This window comes from Ramlibacter sp. Leaf400 (assembly GCF_001424545.1).
GTDB lineage: Bacteria > Pseudomonadota > Gammaproteobacteria > Burkholderiales > Burkholderiaceae_C > Ramlibacter.
Genome location: NZ_LMQL01000009.1, coordinates 46,550 through 70,090, shown reverse-complemented (window position 1 = coordinate 70,090; position 23,541 = coordinate 46,550). Strand labels below are relative to the sequence as shown.

The 23,541-nt window shown below is 70.3% G+C and carries 27 protein-coding genes; 13 read left to right on the top strand and 14 right to left on the bottom strand.

The window, feature by feature from the left end; genetic code table 11:
* Positions 1-47: 47 nt before the first annotated feature.
* Genes ASG30_RS08520 through ASG30_RS08500 form a run of 5 tightly spaced genes read left to right on the top strand, consistent with a single transcriptional unit; the run spans position 48 to position 5,210 of the window.
* Positions 48-1,019: a tripartite tricarboxylate transporter substrate binding protein BugE gene (locus tag ASG30_RS08520; protein ID WP_055894952.1), complete on the top strand. Its 972-nt coding sequence runs from the start codon at positions 48-50 to the stop codon at positions 1,017-1,019.
* Between the two features lie 13 nt (positions 1,020-1,032).
* The gene (gene xerD / locus ASG30_RS08515) at positions 1,033-1,965 is read left to right on the top strand and encodes a site-specific tyrosine recombinase XerD (protein WP_055894950.1); all 933 of its coding nucleotides are present in this window, start codon (positions 1,033-1,035) and stop codon (positions 1,963-1,965) included.
* A 48-nt stretch (positions 1,966-2,013) separates the two neighbouring features.
* Positions 2,014-2,991 carry a Bug family tripartite tricarboxylate transporter substrate binding protein gene (locus ASG30_RS08510; protein WP_055894948.1) on the top strand — a complete coding sequence of 326 codons (978 nt, stop codon included), beginning with the start codon at positions 2,014-2,016 and terminating at the stop codon, positions 2,989-2,991.
* Complete coding sequence (locus ASG30_RS08505; protein WP_055894946.1) at positions 2,991-3,959, top strand: threo-3-hydroxy-L-aspartate ammonia-lyase; 969 nt, start codon at positions 2,991-2,993, stop codon at positions 3,957-3,959. The genes ASG30_RS08510 and ASG30_RS08505 overlap by 1 nt, the downstream gene beginning before the upstream one ends.
* Before the next feature lie 12 nt (positions 3,960-3,971).
* A complete protein-coding gene (locus ASG30_RS08500) occupies positions 3,972-5,210 on the top strand; it encodes an MFS transporter (protein WP_442965676.1) in 1,239 nt (412 codons plus the stop codon).
* Here the strand turns inward: ASG30_RS08500 and ASG30_RS08495 are convergent.
* A complete protein-coding gene (locus ASG30_RS08495) occupies positions 5,191-5,991 on the bottom strand; it encodes a ferritin-like domain-containing protein (protein ID WP_055894942.1) in 801 nt (266 codons plus the stop codon). The two genes, ASG30_RS08500 and ASG30_RS08495, sit on opposite strands and share 20 nt — an antisense overlap.
* 38 nt (positions 5,992-6,029) lie before the next feature.
* Between ASG30_RS08495 and ASG30_RS08490 the strand changes: the two genes are divergently transcribed.
* Both ASG30_RS08490 and hslO read left to right on the top strand, forming a co-directional pair.
* A complete protein-coding gene (locus ASG30_RS08490; RefSeq protein ID WP_055894940.1) occupies positions 6,030-6,554 on the top strand; it encodes a gamma carbonic anhydrase family protein in 525 nt (174 codons plus the stop codon).
* A gap of 36 nt (positions 6,555-6,590) precedes the next feature.
* A complete protein-coding gene (gene hslO, locus ASG30_RS08485; protein ID WP_055895823.1) occupies positions 6,591-7,568 on the top strand; it encodes an Hsp33 family molecular chaperone HslO in 978 nt (325 codons plus the stop codon).
* A 144-nt stretch (positions 7,569-7,712) separates the two neighbouring features.
* Here the strand turns inward: hslO and ASG30_RS08480 are convergent, their stop codons facing one another.
* The 7 genes from ASG30_RS08480 to ASG30_RS08450 all read right to left on the bottom strand — a co-directional run bounded on the left by ASG30_RS08480 (position 7,713) and on the right by ASG30_RS08450 (position 13,505).
* Positions 7,713-8,333, bottom strand: coding sequence for an AAA family ATPase (locus tag ASG30_RS08480; RefSeq protein ID WP_055894938.1), 621 nt, complete (start codon positions 8,331-8,333; stop codon positions 7,713-7,715).
* Positions 8,330-8,938 (bottom strand): nicotinamide riboside transporter PnuC, encoded by a 609-nt coding sequence (pnuC, locus tag ASG30_RS08475; RefSeq protein WP_055894936.1) that lies wholly within the window; start codon positions 8,936-8,938, stop codon positions 8,330-8,332. The genes ASG30_RS08480 and pnuC overlap by 4 nt, the downstream gene beginning before the upstream one ends.
* A gap of 31 nt (positions 8,939-8,969) precedes the next feature.
* Positions 8,970-9,251 carry a cell division protein FtsB gene (gene ftsB / locus ASG30_RS08470; protein ID WP_055894934.1) on the bottom strand — a complete coding sequence of 94 codons (282 nt, stop codon included), beginning with the start codon at positions 9,249-9,251 and terminating at the stop codon, positions 8,970-8,972.
* Positions 9,252-9,347: 96 nt separating this feature from the next.
* On the bottom strand, positions 9,348-10,634 hold the full coding sequence (gene eno / locus ASG30_RS08465) for a phosphopyruvate hydratase (protein WP_055894932.1): 1,287 nt from the start codon (positions 10,632-10,634) through the stop codon (positions 9,348-9,350).
* A gap of 36 nt (positions 10,635-10,670) precedes the next feature.
* Entirely contained in the window at positions 10,671-10,961 is a 291-nt protein-coding gene (locus ASG30_RS08460; protein ID WP_055894929.1) for a DUF1330 domain-containing protein, read from the bottom strand.
* 14 nt (positions 10,962-10,975) lie between these two features.
* Positions 10,976-11,833 (bottom strand): 3-deoxy-8-phosphooctulonate synthase, encoded by an 858-nt coding sequence (gene kdsA / locus ASG30_RS08455; RefSeq protein WP_055894927.1) that lies wholly within the window; start codon positions 11,831-11,833, stop codon positions 10,976-10,978.
* A gap of 1 nt (position 11,834) precedes the next feature.
* A complete protein-coding gene (locus tag ASG30_RS08450) occupies positions 11,835-13,505 on the bottom strand; it encodes a CTP synthase (RefSeq protein ID WP_055894924.1) in 1,671 nt (556 codons plus the stop codon).
* 633 nt (positions 13,506-14,138) lie between these two features.
* Here ASG30_RS08450 and coaBC point away from each other — a divergent pair.
* The 3 genes from coaBC (at position 14,139) to ASG30_RS08435 (ending at position 16,553) form a co-directional block, all read left to right on the top strand.
* A complete protein-coding gene (gene coaBC / locus ASG30_RS08445; RefSeq protein ID WP_055894922.1) occupies positions 14,139-15,356 on the top strand; it encodes a bifunctional phosphopantothenoylcysteine decarboxylase/phosphopantothenate--cysteine ligase CoaBC in 1,218 nt (405 codons plus the stop codon).
* Between the two features lie 5 nt (positions 15,357-15,361).
* A complete protein-coding gene (gene dut, locus ASG30_RS08440) occupies positions 15,362-15,808 on the top strand; it encodes a dUTP diphosphatase (RefSeq protein WP_055894920.1) in 447 nt (148 codons plus the stop codon).
* A 157-nt stretch (positions 15,809-15,965) separates the two neighbouring features.
* Positions 15,966-16,553 (top strand): glycine zipper 2TM domain-containing protein, encoded by a 588-nt coding sequence (locus ASG30_RS08435; RefSeq protein ID WP_055894919.1) that lies wholly within the window; start codon positions 15,966-15,968, stop codon positions 16,551-16,553.
* A gap of 60 nt (positions 16,554-16,613) precedes the next feature.
* Here ASG30_RS08435 and ASG30_RS08430 read toward each other — a convergent pair whose 3' ends face one another.
* A complete protein-coding gene (locus ASG30_RS08430) occupies positions 16,614-17,132 on the bottom strand; it encodes an FKBP-type peptidyl-prolyl cis-trans isomerase (RefSeq protein ID WP_055894917.1) in 519 nt (172 codons plus the stop codon).
* A 29-nt stretch (positions 17,133-17,161) separates the two neighbouring features.
* Between ASG30_RS08430 and ASG30_RS08425 the strand changes: the two genes are divergently transcribed.
* The 3 genes from ASG30_RS08425 (at position 17,162) to ASG30_RS08415 (ending at position 19,194) form a co-directional block, all read left to right on the top strand.
* Positions 17,162-18,298, top strand: a complete 1,137-nt coding sequence (locus tag ASG30_RS08425) for a JmjC domain-containing protein (protein WP_055894916.1) — start codon at positions 17,162-17,164, stop codon at positions 18,296-18,298.
* Positions 18,295-18,786, top strand: a complete 492-nt coding sequence (locus ASG30_RS08420) for a hypothetical protein (protein WP_055894914.1) — start codon at positions 18,295-18,297, stop codon at positions 18,784-18,786. Before ASG30_RS08425 ends, ASG30_RS08420 begins: the two co-directional genes overlap by 4 nt.
* Positions 18,787-18,945: 159 nt before the next feature.
* Positions 18,946-19,194, top strand: coding sequence for a hypothetical protein (locus tag ASG30_RS08415; RefSeq protein WP_055894912.1), 249 nt, complete (start codon positions 18,946-18,948; stop codon positions 19,192-19,194).
* A 67-nt stretch (positions 19,195-19,261) separates the two neighbouring features.
* Here ASG30_RS08415 and ASG30_RS08410 read toward each other — a convergent pair whose 3' ends face one another.
* The 5 genes from ASG30_RS08410 to ASG30_RS08390 are packed head-to-tail and all read right to left on the bottom strand — an operon-like array spanning position 19,262 to position 23,490.
* Positions 19,262-20,035, bottom strand: coding sequence for an MBL fold metallo-hydrolase (locus ASG30_RS08410; RefSeq protein ID WP_055894910.1), 774 nt, complete (start codon positions 20,033-20,035; stop codon positions 19,262-19,264).
* 40 nt (positions 20,036-20,075) lie between these two features.
* Positions 20,076-21,164 (bottom strand): outer membrane protein assembly factor BamC, encoded by a 1,089-nt coding sequence (gene bamC / locus ASG30_RS08405; RefSeq protein ID WP_055894908.1) that lies wholly within the window; start codon positions 21,162-21,164, stop codon positions 20,076-20,078.
* A 22-nt stretch (positions 21,165-21,186) separates the two neighbouring features.
* Complete coding sequence (gene dapA, locus ASG30_RS08400) at positions 21,187-22,074, bottom strand: 4-hydroxy-tetrahydrodipicolinate synthase (RefSeq protein WP_055894906.1); 888 nt, start codon at positions 22,072-22,074, stop codon at positions 21,187-21,189.
* An 8-nt stretch (positions 22,075-22,082) separates the two neighbouring features.
* Positions 22,083-22,643, bottom strand: a complete 561-nt coding sequence (locus tag ASG30_RS08395; protein ID WP_055894905.1) for a class I SAM-dependent methyltransferase — start codon at positions 22,641-22,643, stop codon at positions 22,083-22,085.
* Between the two features lies 1 nt (position 22,644).
* Complete coding sequence (locus tag ASG30_RS08390; RefSeq protein ID WP_055894903.1) at positions 22,645-23,490, bottom strand: SDR family oxidoreductase; 846 nt, start codon at positions 23,488-23,490, stop codon at positions 22,645-22,647.
* Between the last annotated feature and the right edge of the window lie 51 nt (positions 23,491-23,541).

Sequence of the window (23,541 nt, the reverse complement as noted above, 5' to 3'; positions counted from 1 at the left end):
GGTACGATGCGCAGTTCAAAGCTGACGCATCTACAAGGAGAGTTCGAATGCAACGACGTGACTGGATCGCTCTTGCCACCGCCGTGCTGGCCGCCACTGCCGGCCCCGCGCTGGCCCAGGGATATCCGAACAAGCCCGTCAAGCTGACCGTTCCGTTCGCCCCGGGCGGCACCACCGACATCATCGCCCGCGTGATCTCCGAGCCCCTGGGCAAGAACCTGGGCCAGAACGTGATCGTGGAGAACAAGGCCGGCGGCGGCGGCGTGATCGGCGCCACCGAGACGGCGCGTGCCACCCCGGACGGCTACTCGCTGGGCGTGGCCACCGTGTCCACCACCGCGGCCAACCCCGCGATCAACCCCAAGATCGCCTACAACCCGACGACGGACTTCTCGCCCATCATCAACATCGCGGCGACGCCCAACATCATCGCGGTGCACCCCAGCTTCCCGGCCAAGGACTACAAGTCGTTCGTCGAGGTGCTCAAGAAGAGCCCGGGCAAGTTCTCTTATGCCTCCTCGGGCACCGGCGGCATCGGCCACCTGCAGATGGAGCTGTACAAGGGCCTCTCGGGCACCTTCGTCACCCACATCCCGTACCGCGGCGCCGGCCCGGCCCTGAACGACACCGTCTCCGGCCAGGTGCCGATGATCTTCGACAACCTGCCCTCGGCATTGCCCTTCATCAAGGACGGCCGCCTGGTGCCCATCGTGGTGGCCGCGCCGCAGCGCCTGAAGGAGCTGCCCAACGTGCCCACCTTCAAGGAAGTGGGCCTGGAGCCCGTCAACCGCATGGCCTACTACGGCATCTACGGGCCCAAGGGGCTGCCCAAGGAGGTGGTCGACAAGGTCAACGCCGCCGCCGTCAAGGCGCTGCAGGACCCGGCCGTGCGCAAGCGCATCGAGGAAACCGGTTCGCTGATCGTCGCCAACACGCCCGAGCAGTTCGGCCAGCAGATCAAGGCCGAATTCGACGTGTACAAGAAGGTGGTCGACAGCGCGAAGCTGAAGCTGGACTGACGACCGGGCCCGCATGGCGCCCGCGCCTGCCCTCGGGAAGAACAAGCCGCCCCCGGGCGGCTTGTTCGCTTGCATCGACGACTTCATCGATGCCCTGTGGCTCGAGGAAGGGCTGTCGCGCAACACGCTGGCGGCGTACCGGCGCGACCTGACGCTCTATGCCCGCTGGCTGCAGGCGCGCAACGGCGCGGACCTCGACCAGACCGGCAAGGAGGACCTGCAGGCCTACTTCGCCGCCAGGCATTCGGCCACCAAGACCAGCACCGCCAACCGGCGCCTGACCGTGTTCAAGCGCTACTTCCGCTGGGCGCTGCGCGAGCGCCGCATCACCGCCGACCCCACGCTGCAGCTGGAGCCGGCCAAGCGCACGCCGCGCATGCCCAAGACGCTCACCGAGCCGCAGGTCGAGGCCCTGCTCGCCGCGCCGGACGTGGACGCGCCGCTGGGCCTGCGCGACCGCACCATGCTGGAGCTGATCTACGCCAGCGGCCTGCGCGTGAGCGAGCTGGTCACGCTCAAGGTGATCCACCTGAGCATGGCCGACCACGTGGTGCGGGTGATGGGCAAGGGCGGCAAGGAGAGGCTGGTGCCTTTCGGGCAGGTGGCGCGCGACTGGATCGTGCGCTACATGGGACAGGCGCGCCCCGCCATCCTGGACGGCCAGCAGAGCGAGGACCTGTTCGTCACCGCCCGCGGCCACGGCATGACGAGGGCGATGTTCTGGGTGCTGGTGCGCAAGTACGCGGGCCTGGCGGGCATCACCGCGCCGCTGTCGCCGCACACGCTGCGCCATGCCTTCGCCACCCACCTGCTCAACCACGGCGCGGACCTGCGGGCGGTGCAGATGCTGCTGGGGCATGCGGACATCTCCACCACCACCATCTACACCCACGTCGCGCGCGAGCGGCTGCGCCTGCTGCACTCGCAGCACCATCCGCGCGCCTGAGATAACCTCGGGCGCTTCCCCCTCTCTCTCTCGCCCTTCCGTCTTCCCATGCCAGGTTTCCGCCTCACCCGCCGCAGCGCCGTCGCCGCGCTGTCCGCCTTCGCCCTCCCGCTCTCGCATGCGCAGGCCGCCTGGCCGTCGCGCCCGGTGCGCATCGTGGTCGCGTACCCGCCCGGCGGCGTGAGCGACGTGGTCGCGCGGGCGCTGGGCGAGCGCATGGCGGCCTCGCTGGGCCAGCCGGTGGTGATCGAGAACAAGGCCGGCGCCAGCGGCAGCATCGGCCTGGACGCCGTGGCCAAGTCCGGCGACGGGCACAGCTTCGGCTTCGCGGCGATCAGCCCGGTGGCGCTCAACCCGCACCTGGGCAAGTCGCCCTTCGATCCGGCCCGCGACCTCCTGCCGGTGGTGAGCGTGATGTACTCGCCGGTGCTGCTTCTGGCCACCAGCGCCACGCCGGCCAGGGACCTGCAGGAGCTGCTGGCCGCGTCCCGCGCGAAACCCGGCAGCGTGCGCTGGGCGACGTCCGGCCCGGCCTCGCTCGGCCACGTGATGCTGGAGCAGCTCAAGGCCGGCGCCAGGGTGGACATCACCCACATCCCGTACAAGGGCGGCGGCCAGCAGATCACCGACGCGCTCAGCGGCCAGTTCGAGGTGCTGTCGGTCAATGCCGGCCCCGCCGTGGCCCAGCACGTGAAGGCCGGAAAGCTGCGCGTGCTGGCCGTGGGCGCGCCCGCGCGGCTCGAGGCCTTCCCGAATGCGCCGACGCTGGCGGAGCTGGGCTTCGCCGCGGCCAACCTGACCTCGCTGTTCGGCCTGTTCGCGCCAGCCGGCACGCCGCCGGCGGTGATCGAACGGGTCAACGCCGAAGTGAACAGGGCACTGGCGAATCCCGACCTGCGCGCCCGACTGGTGGCCAGCGACAACGTGCCCACCGGCGGCAGCGCCGCGGATTTCGCACGCCAGATCGCCACCGAGTCGGACAACAACGCCCGCATCATCCGCGCGGCCAACATCCGGGCCGAGTGATGCTGCAGTTCGCTGACGTCGAGGCCGCCGCCCGGCGCCTGCAGGGCGTGGCCCACCGCACGCCGGTGCTGACCTCCCGCACGCTGGACGACCTGCTGGGCGCGCAGGCCTTCCTCAAGGCCGAGAACCTGCAGCGCATGGGCGCCTTCAAGTTCCGCGGCGGCTACAACGCGGTCAACGTGCTGTCCGACGAGGAGCGCGCGCGCGGCGTGGTGGCGTTTTCCTCCGGCAACCACGCGCAGGCGGTGGCGCTGGCGGCGCGTCTGCACGGCTGCCGCGCCACCATCGTCATGCCCCATGACGCACCGGCCCTCAAGCTGGAAGCCACGCGCGGCTACGGCGCGCAGGTGGTGGTGTACGACCGCTACCGCGAGGACCGCGCCGCGATCGCCGCGCGCCTGGTCGAGGAGCAGGGCGCCAACCTGATCCCGCCCTTCGACGACCTGCGCGTGATGGCGGGGCAGGGCACGGCGGCGCTGGAGCTGGTGCAGGACGTGGGCGCGCTCGATGCGCTGATCGTCTGCGCCGGCGGCGGCGGCTTCCTCTCGGGCTGCGCGGTGGCGGCCCGCCACCTGCTGCCGGGCATCCGACTGTTCGGCGCCGAGCCGGAGCGCGGCGACGACATGCGCCAATCGCTGCGCGCAGGGCGCATCGTCAGCATCGACGTGCCGCGCACCATCTGCGACGGCCAGCAGACGCAGGCGGTCGGCCGCCACACTTTCGAGGTGATCCAGGCCCTGGTGGAAGACGTGCTCACCGTCCCCGACCCGGTGGTGGTGGAGGCGATGCGCTTCGCCTTCGAGCGGCTCAAGGTGGTGCTGGAGCCGTCCGGCGCCTGCGCGCTGGCGGCGCTGATGCACCACGGCGAGCGCTTCCGCGGCCTGCGAGTGGGCGTGACGCTGTCCGGCGGCAACATCGGCACGGACCGCTTCGTGGCGCTGCTCGGCGGGGCCGAGGCCGTGGACTGACGCGGCCTCACCTTGGCATCGACCTCTTCTTCGCCGCCGGCCGTCCGCACGGCCTGGGCCATGCTGCTGGCGCTGATCTGCGGCTTCGCGCTCAGCCAGGCCTTCCGCACGGTGGCCGCCATCCTGGCGCCGCCGCTGCAGCGCGAACTGGGGCTGGCGCCGCAGCAGCTGGGCCTGTTCGCGGGCGCCTTCCACCTGGCCTTCGGCGGGCTGCAGCTTTTCATGGGCATGGGCCTGGACGTCTGGGGGCCGCGCCGCACGGTGCTGGCGGTGTTCCCGCTCACCGTCGTCGGTGCGCTGATCGCGGCGACGTCGGACGGGTTCGGCTCGCTGCTGTTCGCCCAGTTCGTCATCGGCATCGGCTGCGCGCCGGCCTTCCTGGCCTGCACCGTCTTCATCGCGCGGCGCTTCCCGGGGGAGCAGTTCGCGGCCGTGTCGGGCGCCGCGCTGGGCTTGGGCTCGGTCGGCCTGCTGGTCACCGGCACGCCGCTGGCCTGGGTGGTCGAGCAGGCCTCCTGGCGCGCCGCCTTCGTGGTGCTGGCGGTGCTGGCCGTGGCCGCCTGGTTCGCCATCCTGCTGCTGGTGAAGGAAGCGCCGCAGCCGCCGCACGACCGCGCGGCGCCGGTGGGACCGCTGGCCGCGCTGCGCGGCTACGGCGAGCTGTTCGCGCTGCGGCACACCTGGGGCATCCTGGCGCTGGCCACCTTCACCTACGGCTCGTTCCTGGCGCTGCGCGGCCTCTGGCTGGGGCCGCTGCTGGTGGAGCGGCACGGTTTCAGCCTGGTGCAGACGGGCAACGTGGTGCTGCTGGTCTCCATCGTCGGCATGTTCGGGCCGCCGCTGTTCGGCCGCCTCGACCCCGGCGACCGCAGCCGGCGCCTGTGGATCCTCGTCGGCACGCTGGCGGTCGCGGCCATGTACCTGGCCATGGCGTTCAGCCGCCATGCGGCCTTCGACGTGGGGGTGAGCACGGTGATGAGCCTGGTGGCCGGCTACATCGTGCTGCAGTACGCCGACGTGCGCGCGGCCTATCCGTCCCGCATGACGGGCCGGGCCATGGCCATCTTCACCATGGCGATGTTCCTGGGCGTGGCGCTGATGCAGTGGCTCACCGGCCTGGTGGCGCAGGCCGCGCCCGGGCTCGGCCTGGACACCTACGAAGCGGTGCTCGGCGCCATCGGCGTGCTGCTGGCGGGCGCGGCCCTGGCCTTCCGGCTGCTGCCCGCGCCGCCTAGGGCACCTGCGCCCTGAGCCAGGCCAGCTCGTCCTCCGAGAAGCCGGCCTTCCGGCGCGCGCCGTCGTTGAAGGGCGGCATCAGCCGCGGCGCGGCGTACCGCTCCACCAGCGCGCCGTAGTGGGCGACGGGCTCCAGGCCCTCGCGGGCGCACAGCCAGCGGTACCAGTGGTTGCCGACGGCCACGTGGCCGACCTCGTCGCGCAGGATCACGTCCAGGATCTCCACCGAGCGCAGCGCCGCCGGCGTGCGCGCCTGGCGCAGCTTGGACTGGATCTGCGGCGTCGCGTCCAGCCCGCGCGCCTCCAGCGTGCGCGGCACCAGGGCCATGCGGGCCACCACGTCGTCGGCGGTCTTCTCGCACATCTGCCAGAGGTTGTCGTGCGCCGCGAAGTCGCCGTAGGCGTGGCCCAGCGACGCGAGGTGCTCGGCCAGCAGGGTGAAATGGAAGGCCTCCTCGGCCGCGACACGCAGCCAGTCGAGGTGGAACTCGCGCGGCATGCCGTCGAAGCGCCAGGCGGCGTCCAGCGCGAGGTTGATCGCGTTGAACTCGATGTGCGCGATGGCGTGCAGCAGGGCCGCCAGGCCTTCGGGCCTGGTGGGCGAGCGGCGCGGCACCCGGGCCGGATGGACCAGCAGCGGCCGGTCCGGGCGGCCGGGCACCGGCGCGGCCGCGGCGGGCCGTTCGGACTCGACCGGAAGGCCCGCTGCCTCCCGGAACAACGCCTGTGCCAGCGCCACCTTGTCCTGCGGCGAAACGGCGCACAAGGCCTGCAAGGCTCGGACCCTCAGGGTCATCCCTAAAATCCCACGGTCATCATTCACCGGTATTGTCCATGGCCCTCTATGAACTCGACGGCACTTCCCCCAAGCTCGGCCAGGGCGCCTGGGTGGCCGAAACCGCGCAGGTGATCGGCGCGGTGGAACTGGCCGACAACGCCAGCGTGTGGTTCGGCGCGGTGATCCGCGGCGACACCGAGACCATCCGCATAGGCGCCAACACCAACATCCAGGACCTGTCCGTGCTGCACGCCGACGCGGGCAAACCGCTGACCATCGGGCGCGACGTCACGGTGGGCCACCAGGTCATGCTGCACGGCTGCACCATCGGCGACAACACGCTGGTCGGCATCCAGGCGGTGATCCTCAACGGCGCGCGCATCGGGCGCAATTGCATCGTGGGCGCGGGCGCCGTGATCACCGAGGGCAAGGAGTTCCCCGACAACTCGCTCATCGTCGGCGCGCCCGCCAAGGTCATCCGGACGCTGGACGAGGCGGCCGCGAAGAAGTTGACGGAAAGCGCCGAGCACTACGTGGAGAACTCGCGCCGCTACGGCAAGGGCTTGAAGAAGATCGACTGACCGCCATCTGTCGAAGCTTTGGGCCAGCCTTTTCCGATGTCCGAGCTCCACAAGTTCCTTTTCGACGGCCTGCCGGTGCGCGGCGCGCTGGTGCGCCTGACCGGCGCCTGGACCGAGATCCTGGCCCGGCGCGAGGCCAACAGCGCCACCGGCGCCTGGCCGCCACCCGTGGCCGAGCTGCTGGGCGAGATGGCCGCCGCCGGCGTGCTGATGCAGTCCAACATCAAGTTCAACGGCGCGCTGGTGCTGCAGATCTTCGGCGACGGCCCCGTCAAGGTGGCGGTGGCCGAGGTGCAGCACGACCTGTCGGTGCGCGCCACGGCCAAGGTGGTGGGCGACGTGCAGATCACCGACCGGCTGCCCGAGCTGGTCAATGCGCACAACCATGGCCGCTGCGCCATCACGCTGGACCCGCGCGACAAGTTCCCGGGCCAGCAGCCCTACCAGGGCGTGGTGCCGCTGCACGGCGACCGGCGCGAGAAGCTGCCCAAGCTCAGCGACGTGCTGCAGCACTACATGCTGCAGTCCGAGCAGCTGGACACCACGCTGGTGCTGGCGGCCGACGCCAAGGTCGCGGCGGGGCTGCTGATCCAGCGCCTGCCGGTGCAGGGGGAGGGCAACCTCGAAGGGTCGATGGTGAGCCAGGCCAACGAGGACGAGATCGGCCTGAACGAGCACTACAACCGCATCGCCATCCTGGCGGCCAGCCTCACGCGCGACGAGTTGCTGGAGCTGGACGTGGACACGGTGCTGCGGCGCCTCTTCTGGGAGGAGAAGCTGCTGCGCTTCCCGCCGCAGACGCCGCGCTTTGCCTGCACCTGCAGCCGCGAGCGCGTGGCGGGGATGATCCGCGGGCTCGGGCGCGAGGAGGCCGAGGGCATCGTCGCCGAGCAGGGGCAGATCGAGGTGGGCTGTGATTTCTGCGGAACGCAGTACCGGTTCGATGCGGTCGATGCGGCGCAGCTGTTCACCTCGCCGGGAGACCAGCCGCCGGTGACGTCGGCGGTGCAGTGAGGATTGCAGAACAGAGCACAGAGCACAGAGCACAGAGCACAGAGGCACAGAGGCACAGAGGCACAGAGGAGTGAATCCCTTCGTTACGACCTCTCTTCTTTCCTCCGTGCCTCTGTGCCTCTGTGTTCTGTCCCCGCAACGAGGCTACTTCAATCCCGTGAACAACCGGTGCTCGCATTCCGGGTCGCTGCACTTGTCGCAGGCCCATTTCCAGCGCGTGCCCCCGACGGAAACCGGGCGTTCCCCCAGCAGCTCCAGCACCGGCGCCAGCGCATTGCCCACGCGCTCCTCGCCCGTCCCGTACACCACGCGGTAGGCCACGCCCGCCTTCGCCAGTGCTTCCCGCACCAGCGCATCCACCGGCTCTCGCACGTGCGGACCATCCCGCTGCAGGCCATCGGCGACCCAGGGGAGGTCCAGGCCGGTGAGCAGCGTGAGGTCGTAGCCCCGCTGGCGCTCCAGCGCGAAGTGGTACAGCGTGCCGTCGTCGAACAGCATGGCGCTGTAGATCGCCACCATCAGCGAGGTGGTGTCGGCGATGACGATGTCGGCGCGGGCAGCAGCGGCGTGGACGCGGCGCTCCTGCTCCTGCGCGATCGGCAGCTGCTCCTCGGGGCGCGGCGTGCGGCCTTCGCGCACGCACCATTCGCGCAGCACCTCGCCGACGGTCTCGACCCGGTGGCCGCGCGTGCGCAGGCGCTGCGCGAGCGCCTCCGACAGGGTGGTCTTGCCGGTGCTTTCGGCGCCGAGCAGGGCGATCTTCATGCCGCGATCCGGGCACGCCAGGCGCGCCAGCCCACCACGCTCATCACGATGAACACCGCATAGAGGCCCGCCGTCAGCCACAGCGCCTTGTGCATGAACAGGGCGATGCTGACCGAGTTCACCAGGATCCACACGCCCCAGTTCTCGATCAGCTTGCGCCCCAGCAGGGCCTGGCCCACGAGGCTGAGCGCGGTGGGGAAGGCGTCCCACCAGGGGACGTCGGTGTCGGTGTAGGTGTCCAGGAACCAGCCCAGCGCCGGCCAGGACAAGGCGCTCGCCAGCAGCACCAGCGCCCAGCCGCGCCGCGTGAGCCGGTGCACGCGCAAGGGCGTGCCGTCGGCGCCCTTGCCGCGCAGCCATTCGAACCAGCCCCAGAAGGCCACCACGGCGAAGGAGACCTGAAGCCAGGCCTCGCCGTACAGCCGGCTGCGCCAGAACAGCAGGAAATAGAGCAGCGAGGAGGCGATGGCCAGCGGCCAGCCCCAGTGGATGACGCGGATGTTGCAGCCCACCATGGCCAGGGACAGCACCACGGCCACCAGCTCCAGCCAGGTGACGGGCGAGCCCCAGAGCGAGAACGCGGGCGCGAAGAAGGATTCGGCCATCACGTCGCCGGCCGCGGCGCCGCGCCGCGCCTCACTTGGGCGTCACGACGTTGACGAAGATCTCGTTGGGCTTGACCATGCCCAGCTCGGCGCGCGCCTTCTCCTCGACCATCTCCAGCCCTTCCTTGAGGTCGCGCACCTCGGCGGCCAGCCGCTCGTTGGCCTGCTGGGCCTGCGCATTGGCCTCGTGCTGCTGCTGGAGCTTGCGCTGCATCTCGCCCACGTTGCCCACGCTGCCCCGCCCGAACCACAGCTGCCCATGGACCACCATGAGCAGTGCGACGAGCAGGATGGGGACGACGCGGGCGCCCATGATCAGGCCTCCGACGGGCCGCCCCTAGGAGGCCTGGGCCCCCTCGGGGGGCAGAGCAGCGGCGAAGCCGCAAACGTGGGGGCCAACATTTTTAGATCAGCGCAGGTTGTAGAAGGCGCGGCGGCCGGGGTACTGGGCGACGTCGCCCAGGTCTTCCTCGATGCGCAGCAGCTGGTTGTACTTGGCCATGCGGTCCGAGCGCGACAGCGAACCGGTCTTGATCTGCCCGGCGTTGGTGCCCACCGCGATGTCGGCGATGGTGCTGTCCTCGGTCTCGCCCGAGCGGTGGCTGATCACCGCCGTGTAGTTGGCGCGCTTGGCCATCTCGATGGCGGCGAAGGTCTCGGTCAGCGTGCCGATCTGGTTGATCTTGATCAGGATGGAGTTGGCGATCTTCTTGTCGATGCCTTCCTGCAGGATCCTGGTGTTGGTGACGAACAGGTCGTCGCCCACCAGCTGCACGCGCGAGCCCAGGCGGTCGGTCAGCTGCTTCCAGCCGTCCCAGTCGCCTTCGCCCATGCCGTCCTCGATGCTGATGATGGGGTACTTGCCCACCCACGACTCCAGCGTGTCGATCCACTCGCCGGCGGCGAGCTTCCTGCCTTCGGAACCGGACAGGTCGTACAGGCCTTCCTTGTGGAACTCGCTGGCGGCGCAGTCCAGGCCCAGCGCGATCTGCACGCCGGGCTGGTAGCCGGCCGCCTCGATGGCCTGCAGGATCATGCCGATGGCCGCTTCGTGGTTCTCCACGTTGGGCGCGAAGCCGCCCTCGTCACCCACCGCCACGCTCATGCCCTTGTCGTGCAGGATCTTCTTGAGCGCGTGGAACACCTCGGCGCCGTAGCGCATCGCCTCGCGGAAGCTGGGCGCCCCGACGGGGATGATCATCAGCTCCTGCAGGTCCAGGTTGTTGTTGGCATGCGCGCCGCCGTTGACCACGTTCATCATCGGCACCGGCAGCATGCAGCCGTTCATGCCGCCGAAGTAGCGGTACAGCGGCAGGCCGGATTCCTCGGCGGCGGCGCGGGCCACGGCCATCGACACGGCCAGCATGGCGTTGGCGCCCAGCTTGCTCTTGTTCTCGGTGCCGTCCAGGTCGATCAGCGTCTTGTCCAGGAAGGCCTGCTCGGAGGCGTCCAGGCCCAGGACGGACTCGGAGATCTCGGTGTTGATGTGCTCGACCGCCTTGAGCACGCCCTTGCCCAGGTAGCGGCCCTTGTCGCCGTCGCGCAGCTCGATGGCCTCGCGCGAGCCGGTGGACGCGCCGGAGGGCACGGCCGCGCGGCCCATGGTGCCCGACTCCAGCAGCACGTCGCATTCGACGGTGGGGTTGCCGCGCGAGTCCAGGATCTCGCGGCCGACGATGTCAACGATGGCGCTCATTGGAATTTCTCTTTTCTTCGATGGTGATGATTCGTCTCAAAGACCTTCCACCACGACCATCCGCATCACGGCTGCGCCCTCGCGCGCCTTCTTCGCGGCTTCGTATTCGGTGGAGTCGTAGAAGGCACGGGCCTTCTCCAGGCTGGGAAACTTGAGGATGACCACGCGGTTGGGCTGCCAGTCGCCCTCCAGCACCTCGACCTTGCCGCCGCGTGCGCAGACCTCCACGCCGTGGGCCTGGAAGGCCGCGGTGGAGAGCTTCTTGTACGCCTCGTACTGCTCGGGGTTGGTGACGGTGACGTTGGCGATGATGTAGGCGCTGGGCATGGTGTCTCCCGTTCTCAGGCGTTGAATTCGTTTTCCAGGAAGGCGTTCTTCTTGGTCACCCGGTCGAGCGCCACCAGCGTCTCGAGCAGGGCCTTCATGTGCTTGAGCGGCACCGCGTTGGGGCCGTCGGACAGGGCCTTGGCCGGGTCCGGGTGCGTCTCCATGAAGAGGCCGGAAACGCCCACCGCCACCGCGGCGCGGGCCAGCACCGGCACCATCTCGCGCTGGCCGCCGGAGCTGGTGCCCTGGCCGCCGGGGAGCTGCACCGAGTGGGTGGCGTCGAACACCACCGGCGCACCCGTCTCGCGCATGATGGCCAGCGAGCGCATGTCGGAGACCAGGTTGTTGTAGCCGAAGCTCGCGCCGCGTTCGCAGGCCATGAAGCTGTCCTCGGGCAGGCCCTTCTCGCGCGCGGCGGCGCGGGCCTTGTCGATGACGTTCTTCATGTCGTGCGGCGCGAGGAACTGGCCTTTCTTGATGTTGACCGGCTTGCCCGACTGCGCCACGGCGCGGATGAAGTCGGTCTGGCGGCACAGGAAGGCCGGCGTCTGCAGGACGTCGACCACGCCGGCCACCTGCGGCACCTCGGCCTCGGTGTGCACGTCGGTGATGAGGGGCAGGCCCAGCTGCTTCTTCACCTGGGCCAGGATCTCCAGGCCGCGCGACATGCCGGGGCCGCGGAAGCTGGTGCCCGAGGAGCGGTTGGCCTTGTCGTAGCTGCTCTTGAAGATGAACGGGATGCCCAGCGAGGAGGTGATCTCCTTGAGCTGGCCGGCCACGTCCATCTGGAGCTGCTCGGACTCGACCACGCACGGGCCCGCGATCAAGAAAAAGGGCCTGTCCAGGCCCACGTCGAAGCCGCAGAGTTTCATGTCAGGCGACCGCCTTGAGTTTCTTGCCGGCCGACGACTGGTGTTCCAGGGCGGCCTTGACGAAGGCGTTGAAGAGGGGGTGTCCGTCCCAGGGGGTGGACTTGAACTCGGGGTGGAACTGCACGCCCATGAACCAGGGGTGCGCGTCCTGGGGCAGCTCCACGATCTCGGTGAGGTGCTCGCGCTGGGTGAGGGCGGAGATCACCAGGCCGGACTGGCGCAGCCGGTCCAGGTAGTTGACGTTGGCCTCGTAGCGGTGGCGATGCCGCTCGTTGACCACGTCGCCGTAGATGCGGTGCGCCAGCGTGCCCTTGGCGACGTCGGAGCTCTGCGCGCCCAGGCGCATGGTGCCGCCCAGGTCGGAGTTCGCATCGCGCTTGCTGATGCTGCCGTCCGCGTTCTGCCATTCGGTGATGAGCGCGATGACCGGGTTCGGCGTCTCGGGCTCGAACTCGGTGCTGTTGGCGTCCTTGAGGCCCGCCACGTGGCGGGCGTACTCGATGGTGGCAACCTGCATGCCCAGGCAGATGCCCAGGTAGGGCAGCTTGTTCTCGCGGGCGAAGCGGGCGGCCTCGATCTTGCCCTCGATGCCGCGCTTGCCGAAACCGCCGGGCACCAGCACCGCGTCGAACTTGGCCAGCTGGCGCACGCTCTCGGGGTTGAGCGTCTCGGAGTCCACGTACTCGATCTTCACCCGCACGTGGTTCTTCATGCCGGCGTGGCGCAGCGCCTCGTTGAGCGACTTGTAGCTGTCGGACAGGTCGACGTACTTGCCCACCATGGCGATGGTGACCTCGCCCTGCGGATGCTCGGTCTCGTAAACCAGCTCGTCCCAGCGCTTGAGGTTGGCCGGCGGGGTGTTCAGGCGCAGCTTGTCGCAGATCAGGCCGTCCAGGCCCTGCTCGTGCAGCATGCGCGGCACCTTGTAGATGGTGTTCACGTCCCACATGGAGATCACGCCCCATTCGGCGACGTTGGTGAACAGCGAGATCTTGGCGCGTTCTTCTTCCGGGATCTTGCGGTCGGCGCGGCACAGCAGCGCGTCGGCCTGGATGCCGATCTCGCGCAGCTTCTGCACGGTGTGCTGGGTGGGCTTGGTCTTGAGCTCGCCGGCGGCCGCGATCCAGGGCACGTAGGTCAGGTGCACGAAGGCCGCCTGGTTGGCGCCCATGCGCAGGCTCATCTGGCGGGCCGCTTCCAGGAAGGGCAGGGACTCGATGTCGCCCACGGTGCCGCCGATCTCCACGATGGCCACGTCGGCCGCGTTCGGCTCGCCCACGCGGGCGCCGCGCTTGATGAATTCCTGGATCTCGTTGGTGACGTGCGGGATGACCTGCACGGTCTTGCCCAGGTAGTCGCCCCGGCGTTCCTTCTCCAGCACCGACTGGTAGATCTTGCCGGTGGTGAAGTTGTTGACCTTGCCCATGCGGGTGGTCACGAAGCGTTCGTAGTGGCCCAGGTCCAGGTCGGTCTCGGCGCCGTCGTCGGTGACGAACACCTCGCCGTGCTGGAACGGCGACATCGTGCCCGGGTCGACGTTGATGTACGGGTCGAGCTTGATGAGGGTGACTTTGAGGCCCCGCGATTCCAGGATCGCAGCGAGGGAGGCTGAGGCGATTCCCTTGCCCAGGGAGGACACCACACCGCCGGTGACGAAGACGAATTTGGTCATGTCGTTCCGGAAGGCCGGGCTTCCGGGAGGAGGTGGTAAAGCGAGATTCTATACGTTCAGGTAGTGGCGGCCGCCAGTGGAATCGGGGGTTGGGCACGGTGTCGGGGCGGATGCGCCACACCGTGTTTGACGTCGGTGCTTTGGGGAGTGATTCGGTGTGCACGGCAGGGCGGTGTGGTTGGTCCAGGGTGATCGGCTGTCCAGGGAGAGGCCGCCGGTCCGGGTGGCCGGGCTCCGGCCCGCCCTCGCGATGAAGAGGCCATCGCTGTTCGAGCGACGCGGCTTCGAAGCACGCCCATACGGATCGACTGAACAGGGGGCGCGAATGGAGCCGATCCCGGCCACCCGAACCGTCGACCTCAAAGGCGAAGTGCTTGATCAAGCGAGGAGCCCCCGCGCTGCCTGTGGGTCGGTGGTTCGGGTGCCCGGTCGGAGGGACCATTCGCGGGCCCTGGACACTTCTGCGCGACGGAAGAACGTCCAAGCCAAGGCGCCCGAATGGCAGCGGCCTCTTCATCGCGAGCGTGGCCCGGAGAACGGGTACCCGGGCCGCCGGCCCGCCCTGGACAGCGGATCGCCCTGAACACTCAAGCGACGACTGCGACGGCACACCCCTCTGCTACATTGCGCCGCATGAACGACCTGCAGGGCAAGCACCTGGTCCTGGGCCTGACCGGCGGCATCGCCTGCTACAAGGCCGCGGAGTTGTGCCGTGCCTTCATCAAGGAGGGTGCCACCGTGCAGGTGGTGATGACCGAGGCGGCGGAGCAGTTCATCACGCCCGTCACGATGCAGGCGCTCTCCGGCCGGCCGGTCTACACCTCGCAGTGGGACGTGCGCGAGCCGAACAACATGCCGCACATCCACCTCTCGCGCGAGGCCGACGCCATCGTCATCGCGCCGTGCAGCGCGGACTTCCTGGCCCGGCTGGTGCACGGCCGCGCCGACGAGCTGCTCAGCCTGATGTGCCTGGCCCGCCCGATCGAACGCGTGCCGCTGCTGATCGCCCCGGCGATGAACCGCGAGATGTGGGCGCACCCCGCCACCCAGCGCAACATGGCGCAGCTGGCCAGCGACGGCGCCACCATCCTGGGCGTGGGCAGCGGCTTCCAGGCCTGCGGCGAGACCGGCGACGGCCGCATGCTGGAGCCGGCCGAACTGCTGGAGGACATCGTCGCCTTCCTGCAGCCCAAGGCGCTGGCCGGCAAGCGCGTGGTGGTGACGGCGGGTCCGACCTTCGAGGCGCTGGACCCGATCCGCGGCATCACCAACCACTCGTCCGGCAAGATGGGATTCGCCATCGCCCGCGCCGCCCGCGAGGCCGGGGCCGACGTCACGCTGGTGGCCGGCCCGGTGCACCTGGCCACGCCGCGCGGCGTGGCGCGCGTGGACGTGAAGTCGGCCCGGCAGATGATGGAAGCGACGCTGGCCGCGGTGCCGCGCGCCGACGTCTTCATCGCCACCGCCGCCGTGGCCGACTGGCGCCCCACCAGCGAAAGCGGCCAGAAGATCAAGAAGGACGGCACCGGCCAGGCGCCGATGGTGGCCTTCACCGAGAACCCGGACATCCTGGCGACCGTCGCCCGCAGCGAACGCGCCCAGCGCCGCGAGCTGTTCTGCGTGGGCTTCGCCGCCGAGAGCCACGACCTGCTGGCGCACGCCAGGGCCAAGCGCGAACGCAAGGGCATCCCGCTGCTGGCCGGCAACATCGGCCCGCTCACCTTCGGGCAGGACGACAACCAGTTGCTGCTGGTGGACGAGCAGGGCGCGCAGGAGCTGCCGCGCGCGCCCAAGCTGCAGCTGGCCCGCACCCTCGTCGCCGAAATCGCCCGCCGCCTGCCCCGGACCTGAAAAGCATGAAAGTCGACGTCAAGATCCTCGATCCGCGCATGGCGGACCAGCTGCCCGCCTACGCCACGCCCGGCAGCGCCGGCCTGGACCTGCGGGCCTGCATCGACGGCCCCATCGAGCTGGGGCCCAACCAGTGGCACCTGGTGCCCACCGGCATCGCCATCTGGCTGCGCGACCCGGGCTATGCCGCGCTGATCCTTCCGCGCTCGGGCCTGGGGCACAAGCACGGCATCGTGCTGGGCAACCTGGTCGGGCTGATCGACAGCGACTACCAGGGCCAGCTCATGGTCAGCTGCTGGAACCGCAGCGATACCGCCTTCACCCTGCAGCCCATGGAGCGCCTGGCCCAGCTGGTGGTGGTGCCGGTGGTCCAGGCGCATTTCAACGTCGTGGCCGAATTCCCGCCCACCGAGCGGGGCGAGGGCGGCTACGGCTCGACCGGCAAGGGCTGACAGCAATTTCCCCGACAGGGTGTTCCTACACCCGCTCCCGAGGGTTCCTACAGCCCAACGCGGCCATGGCCGTGCCGCGACGCGGCCGCGATTGCCTGTAATGAAACACACGAGGGCTCGCCTGCCCGGCTGCCTTCCCGATCCAAAGGAGAGTTCCATGCGCAATCGAATCACGACCGTCGCCGGCGCCACCGCCCTGGCCGCCCTGCTGGCCGCCTGCGGCAGCAACCCGACCCAACCCGTGGCCGCCTACCCGAGCACGCCGGTGTATCCCACGGCGAGCAGCTACCCGAGCACCAGCTTCCCGAGCTCGACGCCGAGCGCGGGCGGCACCGTGCAGCAGCAGCAGCAGGGCGCACCGGTGGCCGCCATCGAGAACGGCCGGGTGACCGACATCCAGACCGTGCAGAGCGGCCAGACCAGCGCCACCAACCCCAGCGTTCGCAATGCGGTGGTGGGCGGCATCATCGGCGCGGTGGTCGGCAACGTGGCCGGCAAGCACATCAACAGCGGTGACAACCGCAGCGCAGCCACCGTGCTGGGCGCGGCCGGCGGCGCAGCCATCGGCAACCGCATGGGCCAGCGGCAGGAGAACACCGCCGCGGCCGGCGCGGCCAGCGGGGCCTACCGCGTCACCGTGCAGACCGACCAGGGCGCGTGGCGCACCTACGAGGTCGGCGCGCTGGGCGACCTGCGCGTGGGTGACCGGGTGCGGGTGGAGAACGGCGTCATCTACCGCTCGTAAGCGTCATTCCCGCGCACGCGGCAATCCAGGGCGTCCGCCTTTCCGGCGGTCGCCCGCTCCTCAGTGCAGCGAGGTGCCCCCCGGCGCCTGCGGCTGCACCCGGAAGAACCCCGAGCCGGTCGTTCCGCGACCGATCTCTTCTTCCGTCGCCTCCCTCACGCCTTCCACCTTCAGGCTCAATCGCAGCGCGATCCCCGCCAGTGGATGGTTGCCGTCGAGCACCACGTGCTCGGGGTAGATCTCGGTGACGGTGTAGAGCACGTCCTTCGGCGCGTCCGGGTTGCCGCCCGGGGGCAGGCCCTCGAACGTCAGGCCTTCCTCCAGCTCTTTCGGGAACAGCTCGCGCGGTTCCAGGAACACGAGCTGGTCGTCGTAGTCGCCGAAGGCGACTTCCGGTTCCAGGTGCAGATCGAGACGGTCGCCGGCCTCGTGGCCTTGCAGGGCCTCTTCGATCCGGGCGAGCAGGTCGCTGCCTCCGACCAGGAACTCCACGGGTTCGGACAGCACGTCGAGCTCTTCGCCGAGCGTGTCCTTCAGGGTCCAGGTCAGCGCGACCACGCATTGCGGGGTGACTTCCATGGAAGAATTCTCGCAGTTCACCGCCCACCATGGACGTCCACCTCCCCACGCCCCTCCTCGGCGGCCTTTCTGCCCGCCAGTTCATGAAGCGCCACTGGCAGCGCAAGCCGCTGCTGGTGCGCGGCGCCATCCCCGGCATGAAGCCGCTCCTGGAGCGCAACGCGCTGTTCGCGCTGGCCGCGCAGGACGAGGTGGAATCGCGGCTGGTGGAGCAGCACGACGACGGCCGCTGGTCGCTGCGCAGCGGGCCGTTCGCCCGGCGCGCGCTGCCGCCGCTGGCGCGCCCGCGCTGGACGCTGCTGGTGCAGGGCGTCGACCTGCACGTGGACGCGGCCCACGAGCTGCTGCAGCGTTTCCGCTTCGTGCCCGAGGCGCGGCTGGACGACCTGATGGTCAGCTACGCCACCGATGCCGGCGGCGTCGGTCCGCATTTCGACAGCTACGACGTGTTCCTGCTGCAGGCCCAGGGCCGGCGCCGCTGGCGCTTCGGCCGCCAGGAGGACCTGACGCTGCGCGAGGGTGTGCCGCTGAAGGTGCTGGAACGCTTCGAGCCGCAGGAGGAGCACGTGCTGGAGGCCGGCGACATGCTGTACCTGCCGCCCCGCTACGCACACGACGGCATCGCCGAGGGCGAGGACTGCCAGACCTACTCGATCGGCTTTCGCTCGCCCCGGCGCGGCGAGCTGGCGCGCGAGCTGCTGCAGCGGCTGGCCGAGGACGCGGCCGAGACCGCCGGCGACGGCCTCTACCGCGACGCGGTCCAGACCGCCGTGCGCGAGCCGGGCGCCATCCCGGGGGAACTGGAGCGCTTCGCCCACGACGCGCTGAAGGCCGCTTTGAAGGATCCGCACGCGCTGGCGCGGGCGCTGGGCGAATACCTCAGCGAACCCAAGGCCAACGTCTGGTTCGACACCGGCGACACGCCCCGGCGCCTGCGCTCGGTGGTGCTGGACCGCCGCACCCGCATGCTCTACGACGGCCGCCACCTGTTCGTCAACGGCGAGAGCTGGCGCGCCTCGGGGCCCGACGCCCGCCTGATGCGCAAGCTCGCCGACGAACGCCGGCTGGAGCCCGGCGACCTGGCGCGGGCGAGTGACGAAGCGCTGGAGCTGCTCGCCGCCTGGTGCGAGTCGGGCTGGTTGCACGAGGGGGAAGGCGAGCGATGAGCGACGAAGGATTGCTGCAAGGCCGGCTCGAAGGCCGCGAGGCCTTCGCCGGGCAGGTGCGCCAGGCGCTGGCCTGCGCCGCGCGCGAAGGCTGGCGCGAGATCGTCCTGTCCGACGCGAGCTTCGCCGACTGGCCGCTGGGCGAGCGCGCGGTGGCCGAGTCGCTGCAGGCCTGGTCGGCGAGCGGGCGGCGCTGCGTGCTGCTGGCGCGGCGCTACGACGAGGTGGTGCGCCGGCACGCCCGCTTCGTGGCCTGGCGCCGGACCTGGTCGCACATCGTCGAGGCGCGCGGCTGCCCGTCCGCCGATGCGCTGGAGATCCCCAGCGCGATCTGGAGCCCGCACTGGGTGCTGCACCGGCTGGACCCGGACCGCAGCACCGGCTGGGCTGGCCGCGAGCCCGACCGGCGGCAGGCGTTGCGCGAGCTGCTGGACGAATGGCTGCAGATGAGTTCGCCGGCCTTCCCGGCCACCAAGCTGGGCCTGTGAGCCCTCGCGCGCGTGGCAGGTTTGGCCCATTCGTTGGTACGAGCCGACATATAATCTTTTGCTGAGCAAAGAGCTCGCGTCCTTGCTGTTCAGCCGGCGCAAAGCCATCGGCCGCGCGGCAATTTCTGGAAATTCGACCGTCCCAAAGGAAAACCTGAAATGAAGAAGTCGCTCGTCCTGGCCTCCCTGATCGCGGCCGCCGGCCTGGCCGCCTGCAGCAAGACCGAGGCTCCGGCCCCCGCGCCCGCCCCGGCCCCCGCCGCCGCCCCGGCGCCGGCTCCGGCCCCCGCGCCGGCTCCGGCCGCCGCCGCTTCCGCTCCGGCCGCCGCGTCCTCCGACGCTGCTTCCGGCGCCGCTGCCGCTGCCGCCGCTGCTGCTTCCCCGGCCGCTTCCGCCGCCAGCAAGTAAGCAGGCCTCGCGCCCAGAACGAAAGCCGCCCTCGGGCGGCTTTTGTCTTTTCGACTGCTTCGAGAAGCTAGGCGTCCAGCCAGCCGCTGCCCGTGGGCCCGTCGGCCACGTGGATCTCCACCGATTCGCCCAGGGCCGACAGGAGCGCGGCGCGCGCCAGCTCGGGCCGGTTGTTCTGCTCGCTCAGGTGCGCCGCCACGACCCGCCGCAGCCCGTGGGGCAGCACCGCCTGCGCGATGGCCGCGGCCGCGTCGTTGGCCAGGTGGCCCCAGTCGCCGCCCACCCGCCGCTTGAGGAACCAGGGGTAGGGGCCGGCCTGGAGCATCTCCGGGTCGTGGTTGCATTCGAGCAGCAGCGTCGCGCACCCGGAGAGGTGGCCGATGACGTGCGGCGTGGCGTGGCCCAGGTCGGTGAGCACGCCCATGCGCGACGCGCCGTCGCTGCAGGTCAGCTGCAGCGGCTCGCGCGCGTCGTGCGGCACGGTGAAGGGCCGCACCTGCAGCCCGCCGACCTCGATGTCCACCGAGTCGTGGACGATGCGCAGCAGGCCGTCGAAGTCCGGCTGGCCGATGCCCAGCCAGGTGCCTTCGCTCATGTAGACCGGGATGCGCTCGCGAAAGGCGAGGGTGCGCGCGCAGCCGATGTGGTCGGAGTGCTCGTGCGTGATGAAGATGGCATCGATCTGCTCGGCCAGCATGCCGGCCTGGCCCAGCCGCTTGTCCAGCTGGCGGATGCCCAGGCCGCAGTCGACCAGCAGGTGGGTGACGCCGGCGCCGGTGCGCGCCTGGATCACCGTGGCATTGCCGGTGCTGCCGCTGCCCAGGCTCTTGAATCGGATCACGGGAGTCGAGCGGAGGACGGGGCGGGCCCGTCCTGCCGCCTCACTTCAGGTCGTCGGCGATGACCTGGACGATGCGCTGCGCGTTGGCCGAAGCCTCCGGCGAGCCCTGCGCGTCGAGCACGGACACGGTGGTGGATTCGCCCTGGCTGCGCACCGCGATGCGGTACTTCAGCGGCGCCTCGACCTTCTCGGTGCGCATGAAATTGAACACGCGGCCCAGGAAGCCGGGGTCCTGCTTGTCCGGGTTCGGCGGCACGTAGCGCACGAAGTAGGTGCCCTGGCTGCGGTCGCGGTCCTCCACCGTGAAGCCGGTGCGGTCCAGCGCCAGGCCGACGCGGCGCCAGGCGCGGTCGAAGCCTTCGTCGATCTGCACCACCGGCGTGTTGTTCACGCTGGCCACGCGCGAGGTGGTGCGGGTGGTGCCCGAGGCGGTGATGGCGCGCGACTGCTCCTGCGGCACGCCCAGCTTGACCATCAGGCGGCGCAGGAACTCGGTCTCCAGCTCGGGATCGGCCGGGCGCGGCTGCCACACCGTCTGGTCCTTCTGCGTGTTGGCGTAGACCTCCACCATGCCGCGGTGCGAGATGTAGATCTCGGTGGCGCCGGTGGGCGTGCGCTCGAAGCGGGTGCGGAAGCGGTCGCGCTCGGCGGTGGAGTAGGCCGAGTCGAGCAGCTTGCCCAGCGTGCTGCGGATCACGTCCTGCGGGATCTTGGCGCGGTTCTCGGCCCAGTCGGTTTCCATGATGCCCAGGTTGGACTGGTCCAGCGACAGCAGGAAGCCGCTCTCCTGCCAGAACTCGCGCACCGGGCCCCACAGCTGGTCGGCCGGGCGGTTGACCACCAGCCAGCGCTTGTCGCCCGCGCGCTCGATGCGCACGTCGCCCACGGCGGTGGCCGCGGTCGGCAGCGACGGGGCGGACTGGCCGATCTGGTAGGCGCTGGCCGTGACCGGGCCGCCGGGCACCTGGTAGCGCGAGTCGCGCGCGAGCTGGGTGAGGTCGGGCGGCACGTCCAGGGTCGCGCCCTTGGTGGCCGACTTGTAGTCGATGCGTTCGCCCTCGAGCACCGAGCAGGCGGCCAGGGCGGCGCAGGCGGCCAGCACGCCCAGCTTTGCAGCAGATCGCTTCACGTCTTCAGGTCCTTGTAGGGGGTCAGGCCAGCAGGCCGGCCGAACGCATGGCGGCCTCGACCTGCGCATGGAAGGCCGGTTGCAGCGGCGTCATCGGCAGCCGCAGCGCGGGGCCGCACAGGCCCATGCGGGCCATCGCCCACTTCACGGGGATGGGGTTGGCTTCGGCGAACAGGTGGCGGTGCAGCGGCAGCAGGCGGTTCTGCAAATCCATGGCCGCGCGCGCGTCGCCGCGGATGGCGGCCTCGCACAGCTGGTGCATCAGCCGCGGCGCCACGTTGGCCGTGACGCTCACGTTGCCGTGGCCGCCGCACAGCATCAGCGCGACGGCGGTGGGGTCGTCGCCCGAATAGATGGAGAAGCCCTTGGGCGCATCGCGCAGCAGCCACTGGGCGCGCTCGATGTTGCCGGTGGCTTCCTTGATGCCCACGATGCCGGGCACTTCGGCCAGGCGCAGCACGGTGTCGTGGTGCAGGTCCGCCACGGTGCGGCCGGGCACGTTGTACAGCACCATCGGCAGGTCGCCCACCGCCTCGGTGATGGCCTTGAAGTGCCGGAACTGGCCTTCCTGCGTGGGCTTGTTGTAGTAGGGCACGACCTGCAGCTGGCAGTCGGCCCCGACCTTCTTGGCGAAGCGGGCGAGCTCGATCGCCTCGGCCGTGGAGTTGGCGCCGCAGCCGGCCATGATGGGCACGCGCCCCTTGGCCTGCTCGACGGACACCCGGATGATCTCCTGGTGTTCCTGCACGTTCACGGTGGGCGACTCGCCGGTGGTGCCGACCACGCCGATGCAGTCGGTGCCCTCGGCGATGTGCCAGTCGATGAGCTTGCGCAGGGTGGGGTAGTCCACGCTGCCGTCGTCTTGCATCGGGGTCGCCAGGGCCACGATGCTGCCTGTAATCGGGGTCATTGTCGGGTTCACTCGGGGATGGGGGATTCTACTTGGAGCCCGTGGCGAGCCCTTCCTTGGCCCGCCCCTGGCTGGACGGCAACGATGCGCTGCACGAAACGCGGCGGCCCCTCGAGGAAGCCGTCCTCGTAGGCCACCACGCGCAGGCCGCGGCAGGCTTCCAGCAACTCGCCGTTGCGCAGCAGGAAGTCCGGGCGCGAGGGCTTGCCGACTTCCTCGTTGCCTTCGGCGAACGTTTCGTAGACCAGGACGCCGCCAGGGGCAACGCTGGCCAGGATCGCCGGCCACAGGGGCCGCCACAGGTAGTTGGTGACGACCACCGCGCCGAAGGTTTCGCCCGGCAGCGGCCAGGGGCCGTTCTCGATGTCGGCCTGCAGCGCGCGGCCCAGGGGTGCCACCGCGGCGATCGCCTCCGGGTCGCGGTCGATGCCGGTGACGGGATGGCCGCGGCCGGCGAACCAGCGCATGTGGCGGCCGCGCCCGCAGGCGACGTCCAGCACCGGCGCACCGGCCGGTACGAGGTGGGTCCAGCGCTGGACCCAGGGCGAGGGGACTTCCGTGCCGTGCATGTCAGTCCCGGGCCCGGGCGGACGCAGGTTCAGCGGTCGCGGGGCGGGCGTCGTCGGCCAGTGCCGCCAGCGCCATGTTCTCCACCACGCCGGGCGCCAGCAGCTTCACGAAGCGGCCCAGCTTGCCGCGCGCGGTCATCACCACCTCGCGGCGGCGGTCCACCATGGCTTCGAGGATCTGCGTGGCGCATTCGTCCACCGGCATCGCGCCTTCTTCCTTCAGGCCGCTGCGGCCGGCCGGCTGGCCCTGGGCATTGAGGCCGCGGCGGCGGATCTCGGTGTCGACCACGCCCGGGTAGGCGATCGTCACCGCCACGCCGGCGGGCTTGAGCTCGGTGCGCAGCGCCTCGAAGAAGCCGGTCATCGCGAACTTGGTGGCGCTGTACGCCGTACGCCCCGGCACGCCCACCAGGCCGGCCAGCGAGGACACGGCCACCACCTGGCCGCGCGTGGCCTTCAGGTGCGGCAGCGCCGCGTGGGTGCACCAGACGCTGCCCCAGAGGTTGACCGTCATCAGGTCCTGGTACCAGCCCAGGTCGGCGGCGGCCACGTCCTCGAACATCGCGTGGGCCGAGACGCCGGCGTTGTTCACCAGGCAGTCGATGCCGCCGAAGTGGTGGACGGCCGTGTGGATCAGCGCGCGGCACTGCTCTTCCTGCGTGACGTCGGTGGGCACGGCCATCGCGTCGGCCCCCAGGCCTTCGCACTGGGCGGCCACTTCGACCAGCCTGGCGCGGTCGCGTGCGGCCAGCACCAGCGAGGCGGCCCCGCGCCAGCGGGCGGCCAGCTGCCGCGCCAGCTCGGCGCCGATGCCGTCGGACGCACCGGTGATCACGTAGGTTGTCATGGGGCGCGATGTTGCGTCATCCGGCGGGCTGATCGTGTCGGGTCATTCCCG

What these genes read in the sequence shown, in the direction of transcription:
- ASG30_RS08415 (WP_055894912.1), top strand. Translation starts at nt 18,946, where the DNA reads ATGAAGAAGTCGCTCGTCCTGGCCTCCCTGATCGCGGCCGCCGGCCTG.
- pnuC (WP_055894936.1), bottom strand. Translation starts at nt 8,938, where the DNA reads ATGGCCGAATCCTTCTTCGCGCCCGCGTTCTCGCTCTGGGGCTCGCCC.
- ASG30_RS08520 (WP_055894952.1), top strand. Translation starts at nt 48, where the DNA reads ATGCAACGACGTGACTGGATCGCTCTTGCCACCGCCGTGCTGGCCGCC.
- kdsA (WP_055894927.1), bottom strand. Translation starts at nt 11,833, where the DNA reads ATGAAACTCTGCGGCTTCGACGTGGGCCTGGACAGGCCCTTTTTCTTG.
- ASG30_RS08430 (WP_055894917.1), bottom strand. Translation starts at nt 17,132, where the DNA reads ATGGAAGTCACCCCGCAATGCGTGGTCGCGCTGACCTGGACCCTGAAG.
- ASG30_RS08435 (WP_055894919.1), top strand. Translation starts at nt 15,966, where the DNA reads ATGCGCAATCGAATCACGACCGTCGCCGGCGCCACCGCCCTGGCCGCC.
- ASG30_RS08460 (WP_055894929.1), bottom strand. Translation starts at nt 10,961, where the DNA reads ATGCCCAGCGCCTACATCATCGCCAACGTCACCGTCACCAACCCCGAG.
- ASG30_RS08425 (WP_055894916.1), top strand. Translation starts at nt 17,162, where the DNA reads ATGGACGTCCACCTCCCCACGCCCCTCCTCGGCGGCCTTTCTGCCCGC.
- eno (WP_055894932.1), bottom strand. Translation starts at nt 10,634, where the DNA reads ATGAGCGCCATCGTTGACATCGTCGGCCGCGAGATCCTGGACTCGCGC.
- coaBC (WP_055894922.1), top strand. Translation starts at nt 14,139, where the DNA reads ATGAACGACCTGCAGGGCAAGCACCTGGTCCTGGGCCTGACCGGCGGC.
- ASG30_RS08480 (WP_055894938.1), bottom strand. Translation starts at nt 8,333, where the DNA reads ATGAAGATCGCCCTGCTCGGCGCCGAAAGCACCGGCAAGACCACCCTG.
- ASG30_RS08510 (WP_055894948.1), top strand. Translation starts at nt 2,014, where the DNA reads ATGCCAGGTTTCCGCCTCACCCGCCGCAGCGCCGTCGCCGCGCTGTCC.
- ftsB (WP_055894934.1), bottom strand. Translation starts at nt 9,251, where the DNA reads ATGGGCGCCCGCGTCGTCCCCATCCTGCTCGTCGCACTGCTCATGGTG.
- ASG30_RS08420 (WP_055894914.1), top strand. Translation starts at nt 18,295, where the DNA reads ATGAGCGACGAAGGATTGCTGCAAGGCCGGCTCGAAGGCCGCGAGGCC.
- ASG30_RS08495 (WP_055894942.1), bottom strand. Translation starts at nt 5,991, where the DNA reads ATGACCCTGAGGGTCCGAGCCTTGCAGGCCTTGTGCGCCGTTTCGCCG.
- ASG30_RS08505 (WP_055894946.1), top strand. Translation starts at nt 2,991, where the DNA reads ATGCTGCAGTTCGCTGACGTCGAGGCCGCCGCCCGGCGCCTGCAGGGC.
- ASG30_RS08490 (WP_055894940.1), top strand. Translation starts at nt 6,030, where the DNA reads ATGGCCCTCTATGAACTCGACGGCACTTCCCCCAAGCTCGGCCAGGGC.
- xerD (WP_055894950.1), top strand. Translation starts at nt 1,033, where the DNA reads ATGGCGCCCGCGCCTGCCCTCGGGAAGAACAAGCCGCCCCCGGGCGGC.
- ASG30_RS08450 (WP_055894924.1), bottom strand. Translation starts at nt 13,505, where the DNA reads ATGACCAAATTCGTCTTCGTCACCGGCGGTGTGGTGTCCTCCCTGGGC.
- hslO (WP_055895823.1), top strand. Translation starts at nt 6,591, where the DNA reads ATGTCCGAGCTCCACAAGTTCCTTTTCGACGGCCTGCCGGTGCGCGGC.
- dapA (WP_055894906.1), bottom strand. Translation starts at nt 22,074, where the DNA reads ATGACCCCGATTACAGGCAGCATCGTGGCCCTGGCGACCCCGATGCAA.
- ASG30_RS08395 (WP_055894905.1), bottom strand. Translation starts at nt 22,643, where the DNA reads ATGCACGGCACGGAAGTCCCCTCGCCCTGGGTCCAGCGCTGGACCCAC.
- dut (WP_055894920.1), top strand. Translation starts at nt 15,362, where the DNA reads ATGAAAGTCGACGTCAAGATCCTCGATCCGCGCATGGCGGACCAGCTG.
- ASG30_RS08390 (WP_055894903.1), bottom strand. Translation starts at nt 23,490, where the DNA reads ATGACAACCTACGTGATCACCGGTGCGTCCGACGGCATCGGCGCCGAG.